The 14,301-nt window shown below is 70.9% G+C and carries 10 protein-coding genes; 2 read left to right on the top strand and 8 right to left on the bottom strand.

Annotation, left to right across the window (positions count from 1 at the left end; translation table 11 throughout):
* The 5 genes from AC5WRT_RS17440 to tkt form a co-directional block, all read right to left on the bottom strand.
* On the bottom strand, positions 1–726 hold a 726-nt coding region (locus tag AC5WRT_RS17440; protein ID WP_496094225.1), incomplete at its 3' end, for a phosphoglucose isomerase-related protein.
* Between the two features lies 1 nt (position 727).
* Positions 728–1,654 carry a glucose-6-phosphate dehydrogenase assembly protein OpcA gene (opcA, locus tag AC5WRT_RS17435; RefSeq protein ID WP_496094226.1) on the bottom strand — a complete coding sequence of 309 codons (927 nt, stop codon included), beginning with the start codon at positions 1,652–1,654 and terminating at the stop codon, positions 728–730.
* A complete protein-coding gene (gene zwf, locus AC5WRT_RS17430; protein ID WP_496094227.1) occupies positions 1,651–3,258 on the bottom strand; it encodes a glucose-6-phosphate dehydrogenase in 1,608 nt (535 codons plus the stop codon). Before zwf ends, opcA begins: the two co-directional genes overlap by 4 nt.
* Entirely contained in the window at positions 3,255–4,400 is a 1,146-nt protein-coding gene (tal, locus tag AC5WRT_RS17425; RefSeq protein WP_496100361.1) for a transaldolase, read from the bottom strand. The genes zwf and tal overlap by 4 nt, the downstream gene beginning before the upstream one ends.
* A 31-nt stretch (positions 4,401–4,431) precedes the next feature.
* Entirely contained in the window at positions 4,432–6,507 is a 2,076-nt protein-coding gene (tkt, locus tag AC5WRT_RS17420; RefSeq protein ID WP_496100360.1) for a transketolase, read from the bottom strand.
* Positions 6,508–6,653: 146 nt separating this feature from the next.
* Here tkt and AC5WRT_RS17415 point away from each other — a divergent pair, with 146 nt between their 5' ends.
* The gene (locus AC5WRT_RS17415; protein WP_496094230.1) at positions 6,654–7,577 is read left to right on the top strand and encodes a helix-turn-helix domain-containing protein; all 924 of its coding nucleotides are present in this window, start codon (positions 6,654–6,656) and stop codon (positions 7,575–7,577) included.
* 114 nt (positions 7,578–7,691) lie between these two features.
* On the opposite strand, the gene AC5WRT_RS17410 is transcribed toward AC5WRT_RS17415, so the two are convergent.
* From AC5WRT_RS17410 to AC5WRT_RS17400, 3 genes are all read right to left on the bottom strand, one after another.
* On the bottom strand, positions 7,692–9,092 hold the full coding sequence (locus AC5WRT_RS17410; protein WP_496100359.1) for a glycoside hydrolase family 16 protein: 1,401 nt from the start codon (positions 9,090–9,092) through the stop codon (positions 7,692–7,694).
* A 250-nt stretch (positions 9,093–9,342) separates the two neighbouring features.
* Entirely contained in the window at positions 9,343–11,160 is a 1,818-nt protein-coding gene (locus AC5WRT_RS17405) for a multicopper oxidase family protein (RefSeq protein WP_496094232.1), read from the bottom strand.
* Positions 11,161–11,555: 395 nt separating this feature from the next.
* The gene (locus tag AC5WRT_RS17400) at positions 11,556–12,314 is read right to left on the bottom strand and encodes an IclR family transcriptional regulator (protein ID WP_496094233.1); all 759 of its coding nucleotides are present in this window, start codon (positions 12,312–12,314) and stop codon (positions 11,556–11,558) included.
* A gap of 647 nt (positions 12,315–12,961) precedes the next feature.
* On the opposite strand from AC5WRT_RS17400, the gene AC5WRT_RS17395 reads away from it, so the two are divergent.
* Positions 12,962–14,299, top strand: a complete 1,338-nt coding sequence (locus AC5WRT_RS17395) for a 6-phospho-beta-glucosidase (RefSeq protein ID WP_496094234.1) — start codon at positions 12,962–12,964, stop codon at positions 14,297–14,299.
* Positions 14,300–14,301: the final 2 nt, after the last annotated feature.

Below are 14,301 nucleotides of genomic sequence, written 5' to 3'. Positions count from 1 at the left end.
GTGCCGGGCCACCGCCTTCTCGTCGCCACCGAAGGCGTTGAGCAGCCAGGAACGCGCCGAGCCGGCGTTCGTGATCGTCTCGATCGTGGTGAACGTCTTCGACGCGACGATGAACAGGGTCTCCGCCGGGTCCAGGTCCCGGGTTGCCTCGTGCAGGTCGGCGCCGTCCACGTTGGAGACGAACCGGAATGTCAGGTCCCGTGCCGTGTACGGGCGCAGCGCCTCGTACGCCATGGCGGGGCCGAGGTCGGAGCCGCCGATACCGATGTTGACGACGTTCCTGATCCGCCTGCCGGTGTGGCCGGTCCACTCGCCGGAGCGGACACGGCCGGCGAAGTCGCTCATTCTGTCGAGCACCGCGTGCACCTTCGGGACGACGTTCTCGCCGTCGACCTCGATCACCGCGTCCCCGGGGGCGCGCAGGGCGGTGTGCAGCACGGCCCGGTTCTCGGTGACGTTGATCCTCTCGCCGCGGAACATGGCGTCGCGCAGCGCGAACACGCCGGTGGCGGTGGCGAGTTCCTGCAACAGGGCCAGCGTCTCGTCGGTGATCAGGTGCTTGCTGTAGTCGATGTACAGGTCGCCGACCCGTACGGTGAACCGCTCGGCGCGGCCGGGGTCCGCGGCGAACAGGTCGCGCAGGTGCGGTTGCCCCTCGGCACGGTGGTCGGCGAGAGCCGTCCACTCGGGCCGGTTGGTGAGCTTCGGGAACTCGGACTCTGCCATCTCAGGCGTTCTCCTTGGCGGCCTCGCCCTTGAGGGCGACGGCGTACATCTCGTCGGCGTCGAGGCGGCGCAGCTCCTCGGCGATGAGTTCGGAGGTGGGGCGGACCTTCAGGGCGAGCGTGCGCGGCGGCTGGCCCGGCAGGGACAGCGTGGCGAGCGGGCCCTCGGGGCGGTCGATGACGACCTCGCCGTGCTCGGTGCCCAGACGCACGGCCGTGACGAACGGGCCGGCGGACGGCACCCGGCCGACCGGAACGCGCAGCCTGGCCTCCAGCCAGCGGGCGAGCAGCTCGGCGCTGGGGTTGTCCGCCTCGGCCTCCACGGCCGCCGACGTCACCTTCTCGCGAGCCTGGTCCAGGGCGGCGGCCAGCATCGACCGCCACAGGGTGAGCCGGGTCCAGGCGAGGTCGGTGTCGCCGGGCGCGTAGTTGCGCATGCGGGTCTGCAGGACCTCCAGCGGCCGGTCGACCGCGTACAGATCGGTGATCCTGCGCTGCGCGAGGGCGCCGAGCGGGTCCTCGGACGGGGCTTCGGGCGCCTCCACGGGCCACCACACGACCACCGGGGCGTCCGGCAGCAGCAACGGCAGCACCACCGAGTCGGCGTGGTCGGACACCTCGCCGTAGGTGCGCAGCACGACCGTCTCGCCCGTGCCCGCCTCGGAGCCGACCCGGACCTCGGCGTCCAGTCGGGAGTGGGTGCGGTCGCGCAGGGTGCGCGCGTGCCGCTTGATGACGACCAGGGTGCGCGAGGGGTGCTCGTGCGAGGCCTCCTCGGCGGCCTTGATCGAGTCGTAGGCGTTCTCCTCGTCCGTGACGATGACCATCGTCAGGACCATGCCCACGGCAGGGGTGCCGATGGCGCGGCGGCCCTGCACCAGCGCCTTGTTGATCTTGCTTGCCGTGGTGTCGGTCAGGTCGATCTTCATGGCCTGCGCCAGCTCCGTCCGTCTCGTGCGAGCATCTCGTCCGCTTCCCTCGGTCCCCAGCTGCCCGACGCGTACTGCGCCGGCCGGCCGTGCGCCGCCCAGTACTCCTCGATCGGATCGAGGATCTTCCAGGACTCTTCCACTTCCTGGTGACGGGGGAACAAATTCGCGTCGCCGAGCAGCACGTCCAGGATGAGCCGCTCGTACGCCTCCGGGCTGGACTCCGTGAAGGACTCGCCGTAGGCGAAGTCCATGGAGACGTCCCGGATCTCCATCGAGGTGCCCGGCACCTTGGAGCCGAACCGCACGGTCATGCCCTCGTCGGGCTGGACCCGGATCACGATCGCGTTCTGGCCCAGCTCCTCCGTCGCCGTGGTGTCGAAGGGGGAGTGCGGGGCCCGCTTGAAGACGACCGCGATCTCCGTCACGCGGCGGCCGAGGCGCTTGCCGGTGCGCAGATAGAACGGGACGCCCGCCCAGCGGCGGTTGTCGATGCCCAGCTTGATCGCGGCGAAGGTGTCGGTCTTCGACTGCGGGTCGATGCCCTCCTCCTCGAGGTAGCCGACGACCTTCTCACCGCCCTGCCAGCCTTCCGCGTACTGCCCGCGCACGGTGCTGCTGCCCAGGTCCCTGGGCAGCCGTACGGACTTCAGCACCTTCAGCTTCTCGGTGAGCAGCGCCTCCGCGTCGAACGCGATGGGCTCCTCCATGGCGGTGAGCGCCATGAGCTGGAGCAGGTGGTTCTGGATGACGTCACGGGCGGCGCCGATGCCGTCGTAGTAGCCGGCCCGGCCGCCGATGCCGATGTCCTCGGCCATGGTGATCTGCACGTGGTCGACGTACGACCGGTTCCAGATCGGCTCGTACATCTGGTTGGCGAAGCGCAGCGCCAGGATGTTCTGGACGGTCTCCTTGCCGAGGTAGTGGTCGATGCGGAACACCTGGTCCGGCTCGAACACGTCGTGCACGATCGCGTTCAGCTCGCGGGCGCTGGCCAGGTCGCGGCCGAACGGCTTCTCGATGACGGCGCGCCGCCAGGAACCCCGGGGCGGATTCGCCAGGCCGTGCTTCTTCAGCTGCTGGACGACCTTGGGGAAGAACTTCGGCGGCACGGACAGGTAGAACGCGAAGTTGCCGCCGGTGCCGCGGGAGGCGTCCAGCTCCTCCACCGCGTCCTTGAGCTGCTTGAACGCGGTGTCGTCGTCGAAGTCGCCGGGGATGAACCGCATGCCTTCGGCGAGCTGCTGCCACACCTCCTCGCGGAACGGGGTGCGGGCGTGCTCCTTCACGGCGTCGTGCACGAGCTGCGCGAAGTCCTGGTCCTCCCACTCGCGGCGGGCGAAACCGACCAGGGAGAAGCCCGGTGGCAGCAGACCGCGGTTGGCCAGGTCGTACACGGCCGGCATCAGCTTCTTGCGGGACAGGTCACCGGTCACGCCGAAGATGACCAGTCCGGACGGGCCGGCGATGCGGGGGAGCCGGCGGTCGCGGGCGTCGCGCAGCGGGTTGTCCCAGTCGGCGGCCGGGGCCACCGGGACCCGTACCGCTCCGGACGCGGGCGCCTCGGGTGCGGCCGCCTGCGCGGCGGGTGCCTTCTCGGTCATCGGGCGTCAGCTCCCTTGCTCTTCAGGGACGTCGCCACGGCGTCCAGCAACTCCTGCCAGGCCGCCTCGAACTTGGCGACGCCCTCGTCCTCCAGCTGCTGGACGACCTCGTCGTAGGAGATGCCGAGCCGTTCGACGGCGGCCAGGTCGGCGCGGGCCTGCGCGTAGCCGCCGGTCACCGTGTCGCCGGTGATCTCGCCGTGGTCGGCGACGGCGTTCAGCGTGGCCTGCGGCATGGTGTTGACGGTGCCCGGCGCGACCAGCTCGTCCACATACAGAGTGTCCTTGTACGCGGGGTCCTTCACACCGGTGGACGCCCACAGCGGACGCTGCTTGTTCGCCTTCGCCCCGGTGAGCGCCAGCCAGCGGCCGGAGCCGAACACCTCCTCGTACGCCTCGTAGGCGAGGCGGGCGTTGGCGAGGGCCGCGCGGCCCTTGAGGGCCAGGGCCTCGCCGGTGCCGAGGGCGGTCAGCCGCTTGTCGATCTCGGAGTCCACGCGTGAGACGAAGAAGGACGCCACCGAGTGGATGCCGGAGAGGTCGATGCCGCGTTCGCGGGCCTTCTCCAGGCCGGCCAGGTAGGCGGCCATGACCTCCCGGTAGCGCTCCAGAGAGAAGATCAGGGTCACGTTGACGCTGATACCCAGCCCGACGACCTCGGTGATCGCCGGCAGGCCGGCCCTGGTCGCCGGGATCTTGATCATCACGTTGGGGCGGTCGACCAGCCAGGCGAGCTGCTTGGCCTCGGCGACCGTGGCCGCCGTGTCGTGGGCGAGGCGGGGATCGACCTCGATGGAGACCCGGCCGTCCCGGCCGCCCGTGGCGTCGTACACCTCCCGAAGGACGTCGGCGGCGTCCCGCACGTCGGCGGTCGTCATCATCCGCACCGCCTCGTCCACCGTCACCCCGCGCGCGGCGAGGTCGGCGAGCTGCTCCTCGTAGCCCTCGCCGGAGCCGATGGCGGCCTGGAAGATCGAGGGGTTCGTCGTGACACCGACGGCGCTGCCGCTCGCCACCAGTTCGGCGAGGCCGCCCGAGGTGATCCGCTTCCGCGACAGGTCGTCGAGCCAGATCGACACGCCCTCGTCGGCGAGGCGCTTGAGGGCTCCCGGGGTCGCGATTGCTTCGGTCACAGTGATCATTCTTCTTTCGGGTCGTTGTCGGGCGTCGGTGTCAGGCGCGCGCCGCGGCGAGGGACTCGCGGGCCGCGGCGGTGACGTTCTCGGGGGTGAAGCCGAACTCGGCGAACAGGGTTCCCGCGTCGGCGGAGGCGCCGAAGTGCTCGAGGGAGACGATCCGGCCGGCGTCACCGACGTACCGGTACCAGGTCAGGCCGATGCCGGCCTCCACGGCCACCCGGGCCTTCACGGCCGGCGGCAGTATCCGCTCGCGGTACTCGCGCGGCTGCTCCTCGAACCACTCCACGGACGGCATCGACACCACACGCGTGCCGATGCCCTCGGCCTCCAGCAGCTCCCGCGCGGCCACGGCCAGCTGCACCTCGGATCCCGTCGCGATGACGATCACCTCCGGGACCTCGGTCGAGGACTCGCGCAGCACATAGCCGCCCTTGGCCGCGTCCTCGTTCGGCGCGTACACCGGCACGCCCTGGCGGGTGAGCGCGAGCCCGTGCGGGGCGGGGCTGGTGGCGTGCCTCTTCAGGATCTCGGCCCAGGCGACCGCGGTCTCGTTGGCGTCGGCCGGGCGGACGACGTTCAGGCCCGGGACGGCGCGCAGCGAGGCCAGGTGCTCGACCGGCTGGTGGGTGGGACCGTCCTCGCCGAGGCCGATGGAGTCGTGCGTCCAGACGTACGTCACCGGCAGCTGCATCAGCGCCGACATACGGACGGCGTTGCGCATGTAGTCGGAGAACACCAGGAAGGTGCCGCCGTAGATCCGGGTGTTGCCGTGCAGGGCGATGCCGTTCATCTCCGCGGCCATGGAGAACTCGCGGATGCCGAAGTGGACGGTACGGCCGTACGGGTCCGCCTCGGGCAGCGGGTTGCCCTTCGGCAGGAAGGAGCTGGTCCTGTCGATGGTGGTGTTGTTGGAGCCGGCGAGGTCGGCCGAGCCGCCCCACAGCTCGGGGATCACCGGGCCGAGCGCCTGCAGCACCTTGCCGGAGGCGGCGCGGGTGGCGACGGACTTGCCCTCCTCGAAGACCGGGATGCTGTTCTCCCAGCCCTCGGGCAGCTCGCCCTTGCTGATCCGGTCGAACAGTTCGGCCCGCTCCGGCCGGGCGGCCCGCCACTCGGCGATGCGCTTGTCCCAGGCCGCGTGCGCCTCGGCGCCCCGGTCCAGGGCCTGCCGGGTGTGCTTCAGGACGTCGCCCTCGACCTGGAAGGTCTGCTCGGGGTCGAAGCCGAGCAGGCGCTTGGTGGCGGCGATCTCCTCCTCGCCGAGCGCGGAGCCGTGGGAGGCCTCGGTGTTCCGCGCGTTCGGGGCGGGCCAGGCGATGATCGTGCGCATCGCGATGATGGAGGGACGCCCGGTCTCGGCCCGAGCGGCCCTCAGCGTGGCGTACAGGGCGGGCACGTCGATGTCGCCCTCGGCGGTGGGCTCGACGCGCTGGGTGTGCCAGCCGTAGGCCTCGTACCGCTTCAGCACGTCCTCGGAGAACGCGGTCGCGGTGTCGCCCTCGATGGAGATGTGGTTGTCGTCGTAGAGGAGGACGAGATTGCCGAGCCTCTGGTGGCCGGCGAGCGAGGAGGCCTCGGCCGAGACGCCCTCCTCCAGGTCGCCGTCCGAGACGATCGCCCAGACGGTGTGGTCGAACGGGGAGGTGCCCTCGGGGGCCTCGGGGTCGAACAGACCGCGCTCGTAGCGGGCCGCCATCGCCATGCCGACGGCGTTGGCGACGCCCTGCCCGAGCGGGCCGGTGGTGGTCTCGACGCCGGCGGTGTGCCCGTACTCCGGGTGGCCCGGCGTCTTGGAGCCGTGCGTCCGGAACGCCTTCAGGTCCGCCAGCTCCAGCTCGTACCCGGCGAGGTACAGCTGCGTGTACAGGGTCAGCGAGGTGTGGCCGGGGGAGAGGACGAATCGGTCCCGGCCGGTCCACTCCGGGTCGGCGGGATCGTGACGCATCACCTTCTGAAAGATCGTGTACGCGGCAGGCGCCAGACTCATCGCCGTCCCGGGGTGGCCGTTGCCCACCTCCTGCACGGCGTCGGCCGCCAGAAGACGGGCGGTGTCCACGGCACGCCGGTCGAGGCCGGTCCATTCGAAGCCATCGGGAGTGTGCGTGGTCATCTTCAAGAAGTCCTCGTTCAGTGCGGAAAGGTCGGCCTGACGCGTTCAAACTTAAAAGTCTGACTTTTTCGGGGGAAGGTCGGGGTGTGTCAGCCTGTGGTGAATCTGGGACAGTGATCGCGCGACAGGGATGGCACGAAAAGGACATGGCCGACAGAAGACCCCCAGGCGGCGGCGAGGGTACGGGCCGCGCGGGGACCGAGGACGACGACGGCATCAGAACCCTCCCCTTCCCGGCCGAGCGGGCCGTCGGCGGCGTCGGCATGCAGATCGGCCCCATGGGGACGGACCACACCTGGCACACCGACGCCCCCCTGCACCGCGTCCACCGCATCGACTTCCACATCGTCATGCTGTTCAGCGGCGGCCCCGTACGGCACATGATCGACTTCGCCGAGTACGAGGCGGGCGCCGACGACCTGCTGTGGATCCGCCCCGGACAGGTCCACCGCTTCTCCCGCGAGGCCGTGTACCGCGGAACCGTCCTGACCATGCAGCCCGGCTTCCTGCCCCGCTCCACGGTCGAGGCCACCGGCCTGTACCGCTACGACCTGCCGCCCCTGCTGCATCCGGACCCGGACCGGCTCGCCGCGCTCCGGGCGGCCCTCGACCAGCTGCGCCGCGAGTACGCGGACACCACGACGCTCCCGCTCAGCCTGCACACCGCCGTCCTGAGGCACACGCTCACCGCGGTGCTGCTGCGCCTCGCCCACCTCGCGGCCAGCTCCGCCGAGGCCGGCCGGCAGCAGACGGACAGCACCTTCACCCGCTTCCGGGACGCCGTCGAGCACGGCTTCGCCACCAACCACAGCGTCAGCGCCTACGCCGACGCCCTCGGCTACTCCCGGCGCACCCTCGTCCGCGCCGTCCGTGCCGCCACCGGCGGGACGCCGAAGGGCTTCATCGACAAACGCGTCGTCCTGGAGGCCGAACGCCTCCTCGCCCACACGGACATGCCGATCGGCCGCGTCGGCGCGGCCGTGGGCTTCCCCGACGCGGCGAACTTCACCAAGTTCTTCCACCTGCACACCGGGCAGACCCCGGTGGCGTTCCGCGCCGAACTGCGCTGAGCCCCGTCGGGCCGTGCCCGGGGCTCTTCGCCGGCCGCTCTCACGGGTGCGGCCGGACCGTGACGGCGCCGGTGGCCGGCTGTGCGGGACGGTCGGCCACCGGCACCGGGCGGCTCAGTGGCCGAAGTCGAACCAGTTCACGTTCACGAAGTCGGCCGGCTGGCCGCTGCTGAAGGTCAGATAGACGTCGTGGGTGCCGGTGACCGAGCCGATGTTGGCCGGGACCGTCCGCCAGGACTGCCAGCCCCCGGTGTTGCCGACGGCGAAGCTGCCGACGGGGGCGTTGCTCCGGCTGTCCAGGCGCACCTCGACCAGCCCGCTGACGCCGTCGGCCGCGCCGCTCGCCACCCGGGCGTAGAACTGGGTGGCCGGGGTCGAGCCGAAGTTCACGCCCTTGTACAGCGCCCAGTCGCCGTTCGCGATCCAGCCGATGTCCTGGCCGCCGCCGGTGTCGGACGAGGTCTCGGTGCTGATCCCCGACTGGCTGTCGTAGGACTCGGCCTGAACGGCACTGTAGGCGTCGCGGTTGCCGCTCGGCGGGGGAGTGGTACCCCCGCCGCTGCCCGAGGACTGCAGGACCTGGACGTAGTCGACGACCATCGGGTGGCCGGACTCCGTGGCGCTGGTGGGGCCGCCGCCGAACGCCGCGGGGAAGCCGCCGCCCATCGCCACGTTCAGGATGACGAAGAAGCCGTGGTTCGTGGCGTTCGCCCAGGTCGTCGCGTCCATCTGGTTCGACGTGACCGTCTGGTAGTTGACCCCGTCGACGTAGAAGCGGATCGCCTCCGGGCTCACCGAACGGTCCCACTCCATGGTGTAGGTGTGGAAGCCCGACTGGCAGGTGGTGTTCGGGCAGGCGGTGGAGTTGCCGAGGCCCGTGGTCTCGTTGCAGGGGCCGCCCGGGTCGGTGCCGCAGTGCATGGTGGCCCAGGTCTTGTTCAGGCCGTTGACGTTCTCCATGATGTCCAGCTCGCCGACGCTCGGCCAGTTCTGGTAGTTGCCGCGGAACGGCGCGCCCAGCATCCAGAACGCGGGCCAGTAGCCGGCGGCCGCGTTCCCGGTGACGTCCGGCATCTGGATCCGGGCCTGCACGCGCAGCTTGCCGCCGGCCGGGGGCTGGAAGTCGGTACGGGTGGTCTCGATCCGGCCGGAGGTCCAGTTGCCAGAGGCGTCACGGCGCGGGGTGATGAGCAGGTCGCCGTTGCCGTCCAGGGCGACGTTGTTCGTGCTGGAGGTCATCGACTCGACCTCGCCGGTGCCCCAGTTCGCGGCGCCGCCCGGATAGGAAGTTCCGGTGTCGTACTGCCAGTTCGACGTGTCCACGCCGGAGCCCGCCGGGCCGTTGAAGTCGTCAAGGAAGACCTGGGACCAGCCGGAGGGAGGTGTGGGGGCGGTGGCGTTCGCGGGCGCGGTGGCCGCCGCGGCGGCGGCCGCGGCCAGGCCGAGCGTGGCGACGACGGCGACGAACGCGCGCCGCAGCGGGCGAGGTCTGGGTATGCCGGAGGATGCGCTCATGGGGAGGCCTCTCGGGTACGGGGAGTTGTGCGGGGGGTCCTCGAAGAGGGCTCCCAGGATTTCTGAGAGCGCTCTCACAATTCCGCCAATGTGCTCCTCGCCCTTGCGGTCGTCAAGCCTTGAAACAAACAAAGGTCCATCCTTGTACGGGAGTTCAGGGGGTGAAGTCACCCGTACCGGCTCAAGCCGTCCACCGAGCCCCGTCCGCGCCCCTCGGGCGCGGACGGCGCTCGCGGTCCGACCGATCCCGTCAGCGGTGGTCGTGGTCGTGGTGGTGGCCGGCGCCATGGCCGCCGCCGTCGTGGTCGCCGTGGCCGACGATCGTCCACGGACGCATCAGGTCGTCGTCCTCGTGCTCGAGAAGGTGGCAGTGGTGGACGTACGTCGCCGGCAGTTCGGTGCCGCTGCCCGGAATCGATGCGATGTCGCGCTTCGGCGGGATGAACTCATCAATGATGATCCTGGTCACCATCTCCGCATGGGCCTTGACCGTGTCCTTGCGGGACAGTGCTTCGTCCGGCTCCGGCGGAATCGGTGGGCCGGTGAAGTAGTCGGCCAGCACCGGCCGGTCCTCCGGTTTGCGGCCGCCGTAGACCCACTTGTCGTAGTCCGCCTGGTAGCGGGCGGCGTCGATCGGCTGCCTGTTCAGCACCTGGAAGTTGACGAGGTGGACATGCATCGGGTGGGCGTCGTGGTTGGGATTGATGTACTCCCAGATCTCGGCCGAGCCCTCCTTGACGAAGTCCTGGGACGGCTCCATGAACGGCACCGCGTTGAACGTCATGGTCGCGAAGAGCTTGTGCTGGTACACGACCCATTCCCGCCGCCGGGTGTGCGGTTTCGGCCTGATGGGTGCGACCCTCGGCAGCCTGAGTCTGTCGGGCGTCGTCGTCCTGTCCCCGCCCCCGGACAACGGCTTGGTGACCTGGAACTGCATGATCTCCGCGATCTCAGGTCCCTCGCCGGGTACGCCGGGGTAGTGCACCGGCGTACCCGGATAGTTCCTCATGGTGACCTTGGTGCCCATGGGCAGCCCGCCGAAGTCGACGATCAGGTCGTACCGCTCGGCCGGACCGATCAGGAATTCCAGCATCTGCAGCGGAGCACGGAGGCCGCCGTCGGTGCCGATCAGCCAGAACGGGAGCTGGGGCTCGAGCAGTACGTCCGTGGGAACGTCGAACCTCAGCCGCCAGAAACGCTCGTTCGAAGCGTTGAGGATGCGCAGCCGGTAGCGTCGCGGCTCGACGGCCAGGAAAGGGTATGCCTTCCCGTTGACGACCGGGGTGTCCTCGCCCTCCCGCCGGGTCATGGTGTAGGCGAGCGAGCCGTCCGGCTTGAAGGTCCGGTCCTGCAGGACGAGGGGGACCTCGAAGTCGCCTCGCGGCAGCCCGAGCCGCTCGTCGGCGGGATCACGGATGAAGTAGAGACCGGCCAGGCCCGCATAGACGTTGAGGCTGGTCATCCCCATGCCGTGATCGTGGTACCAGAGCATGCACGAATGGTCGTGGTTGGTGTACGCGTAGATCGCTTCGTTGGGTTTGACCCGGCCCGGGTCCAGGGTGCTGTAGGACGCGGCATGGACGCCGTCCGGACTGAACGACTGCAGCGGCATGCCGTCGGACTGCGGTGCCGTGTAACCGCCGTGCTGGTGCACGACGTTCCACACGTTCACGTTCGGGGGAAAGGGCTGGACCGCCTCGTAGGGAGGCGGAGGGGTCGGGGTGAGCTGGTCGCACCCGCTGCGGATGGCGTCGATCACGAACTGGAACATGTGGATGGTCGGCAGTTCGTTGCGGTACTTGACGACCGTCGGATGGTCCCTGGTCGTGTTGATGGTCGGCCCCAGATAGCCCATGCCGATCGACTTGTCGGGATCGTGCGGGTTCGTGGCCCAGTAACCCCAGACGGGTGAGGGTCCGAGATCACGGTGGAAGCGCCACGTGCCCTGACGCATCGTGATCTCGTAGTAGTCGGCGCCCGGATAGACGGAGGGATCCGGGACGGCCGTCGCCGGCCTGGGCAGCGGGTCGACGAACATCTCCAGCGGAGGGGTGTGCCACTCCGGCACGATCGGACACCTTGCCTCGTGCGCCGTCGTCGCGTACGCCCGCGTTCCCGGAACTCCCCGCGGAAGCATGGCCGCACCCGCCATGGCTCCGGCCATGAGGAACTTCCTTCGCTCGACCATCGTCCCCAGCCTTCCGTCGCCGCACATGGCGTTCAACAGATACTGGGCCGGCTCGGAACGGGGCGGCAGCGCGCCGATTCGGCCGAAGAAAGCCACTCATTGAGTCGATCCCGGAAAAATTCAGCAGAAAAGTGGAATGGCGGCAGAATTACCGCTGTCAGCGCCGCGGCGCGCCGTCCGAAGCACCCTGAACGCACCGAGGTTTCACCGGGCACCGTTCACGCGCTGCCCGGCGGCAGGGGTGCGGACCCAACCGGCCTCCGGCTCCTGAACCGTCACTGCCCGCGCCGCTCCGGCTGCCAGCCGAGCGCCCGGGAGATCCCGCGGGCCGCCAGCCGTACAGCCGGGGTCAGGGTCGGCACCTGGGCACCCGCCCGGGGCACCACCACCGACACGGCCGCGACCACGTCCCCGCCGGGCCCGCGCACGCCCGCCGCCACCGACAGCGCGTCCTCCGTCACCTGACGCCCGCTCACCGCCACCCCGGAGCGCCGCACTTCGGCGAGGGTACGGCGCAGCCGCTCCGGATCGGTGATCGTGTAGGGCGTGAAGGCGGCCAGCGGCCCGGCGCAGTACTCCTCCTGCAGATCGGGGGCGGCGTGGGCGAGCAGGACCAGGCCGACGCCGGTGGCGTGCAGCGGCCAGCGTGCGCCGACCCGGATGTGCACACCCACCGCCGAACGGGCCGACAGCCACTCGATGTAGACGACCTCCGTGCCGTCCCGCACCGCCAGCTGCACGTTCTCGTGTGTCGCCTCGTACAGGTCCTCCAGGTACGGCAGCGCCAGCTGTCTCAGGCCCAGGCCGCGCGGGGCGAGCGCGGCCACCTCCCACAGGCGCAGCCCCACCTGGTACACCCCTGACGGCTCGCGCTCCAGCGCGCCCCATGCGGTCAGGGTGCCCACCAGCCGGTGCGCGGTGGTCAGGCTGAGCCCGGCCCGGCGGCTGATGTCCGTGAGGGACAGGGCGGGGTGCTCGTGGTCGAACGCGGCGAGCACGGCCAGCAGCCGGTCGGCCGCGGACCGCTCGCTCACCCGCACCTCGCCCTGTCGCCGTACGTCCTCGCCCGGATCGTAGCCGACGTCCCGGAACGCCGCCGCCCGATCGTGTCGTGCACGAGTCCTCGGGGCGTCAGTGGCCGTGAAGGGGGTGACGGGCAGCGCCCGGGAGACGATCCGGAGTCGCCGGGCCGGCCGCCGCCACCGGGCCGGTCTTCCCGGCGCACCCGCGGCCGCGGCAGCCCGGCCGAGGCGATGCCGACCGCGGCGGCCTTCGGGTTCCGTACGACCGGGCAGCTCTCGACGTGCAGGTCGTGTGTGCGGTCGTCGACGACGCCGGAGGCGTTCCCAGGACGCGCGGGGTCCGGCTGCGGTGCGGTCCGCCGCGGATACCCTTCGTCGGCGGGCCCTTTCGCCGAGGACGATCCGCGCTGCACGCCGACCGGATCGTCCCCGGGCACCCGCGGGGCATGTCCCGGCGGGCAGGTGAGCGGGGCGTGGTCGAGGCTCGCGCGGCCGGGTCTGCTCGCCGGCTCGGCCGAGTTCCCGGGCAGAGGGAGGGCGAGGTCTGCGGCCCCGGGGGCCCTGGACGTGGTGGTCTGGGACGTACCGGTGGGCGCGGCACCCCGGTCCTCGTTGAAGGACGCGCATGTCGAAGTGATCGTGGCAGGAAAGGTGCAAGCGTGAAGCTGACGATTCTGGGCGGTGGCGGCTTCCGCGTCCCGCTCGTGTACGGGGCGCTCCTGACGGACCGCGCCGAGGGCCGCGTCACCCGGGTCGTGCTGCACGACCTCGACGCGGGCCGGCTCTCCGCCGTGACCCGCGTCCTGGCCGAGCAGGCCGCGGGGGTGTCCGGCGCGCCCGAGGTGAGCGCGACCACCGACCTCGACGAGGCCCTGCGCGGCGCCGACTTCGTCTTCTCCGCGATCCGCGTCGGCGGCCTCGAGGGCAGGGCGGACGACGAGCGCGTTGCACTGGCCGAGGGCGTCCTCGGCCAGGAGACGGTCGGCGCCGGCGGGATCGCCTACGGTCTGCGCACGGTACCGGTCGCCGTCGGCATCGCCCGGCGGGTGGCCCGGCTCGCCCCCGACGCCTGGGTCATCAACTTCACCAATCCCGCGGGCCTGGTCACCGAGGCCATGTCCCGCCACCTCGGCGACCGCGTCATCGGCATCTGCGACTCGCCGGTCGGCCTCGGCCGCCGTATCGCCAGGGTGCTCGGCGCGAACCCGAAGGAGGCGTGGATCGACTACGTCGGCCTCAACCACCTCGGCTGGGTGCGCGGCCTGCGCGTCGCCGGCCGCGACGAACTCCCGCGCCTGCTCGCCGACCCCGGCCTGCTCGGCTCCTTCGAGGAGGGCAGGCTCTTCGGGGCGAAGTGGCTGCAGTCGCTCGGCGCGATCCCCAACGAGTATCTGCACTACTACTACTTCAACCGCGAGGCCGTCCGCGCCTACCAGCAGGCGGAGAAGACCCGGGGCGCCTTCCTGCGGGACCAGCAGGCGCGGTTCTACGAGCAGATCACGCGGTCGGACGCCTCCGCCCTCGCGGTGTGGGAACGCACCCGCGCCGAGCGGGAGGCGACCTACATGGCGGAGAACCGCGAGAGCGCGGGCGCCGGCGAACGCGAGGCCGACGACCTGTCCGGCGGCTACGAGAAGGTCGCCCTCGCCCTGATGCGGGCCATCGCGCGGGACGAGCGCACCACTTTGATCCTCAACGTCCGCAACCGCGCCACGCTCTCCGTCCTCGACGACGAGGCGGTGATCGAGGTCCCGTGCCTGGTCGACGCCAACGGGGCGCACGCGGTCGCGGCCGACCCGCTGCCCGGCCACGCCACCGGCCTGGTCTGCGCGGTCAAGGCGGTCGAGCGCGAGGTGCTCGCCGCCGCCGACTCCGGTGACCGGGAGAGGGCCGTGCGGGCGTTCGCCCTCCATCCGCTGGTCGACTCCGTGAACGTGGCCCGCAGACTGGTCGACGGGTACACGGCGGTCCACCCCGGGCTCGCTTACCTCAGGTGAGC

It is taken from the genome of Streptomyces sp. NTD91 (genome assembly GCF_059510455.1).
Note: the sequence above shows the minus strand (reverse complement) of the source record. Positions and strands in the feature narration are given on the sequence as shown.

Coding starts and splice junctions, on each gene's coding strand:
- opcA (WP_496094226.1), bottom strand. CDS start 1,654: ATGAAGATCGACCTGACCGACACCACGGCAAGCAAGATCAACAAGGCG.
- tal (WP_496100361.1), bottom strand. CDS start 4,400: ATGATCACTGTGACCGAAGCAATCGCGACCCCGGGAGCCCTCAAGCGC.
- tkt (WP_496100360.1), bottom strand. CDS start 6,507: ATGACCACGCACACTCCCGATGGCTTCGAATGGACCGGCCTCGACCGG.
- zwf (WP_496094227.1), bottom strand. CDS start 3,258: ATGACCGAGAAGGCACCCGCCGCGCAGGCGGCCGCACCCGAGGCGCCC.
- AC5WRT_RS17410 (WP_496100359.1), bottom strand. CDS start 9,092: ATGAGCGCATCCTCCGGCATACCCAGACCTCGCCCGCTGCGGCGCGCG.
- AC5WRT_RS17415 (WP_496094230.1), top strand. CDS start 6,654: ATGGCCGACAGAAGACCCCCAGGCGGCGGCGAGGGTACGGGCCGCGCG.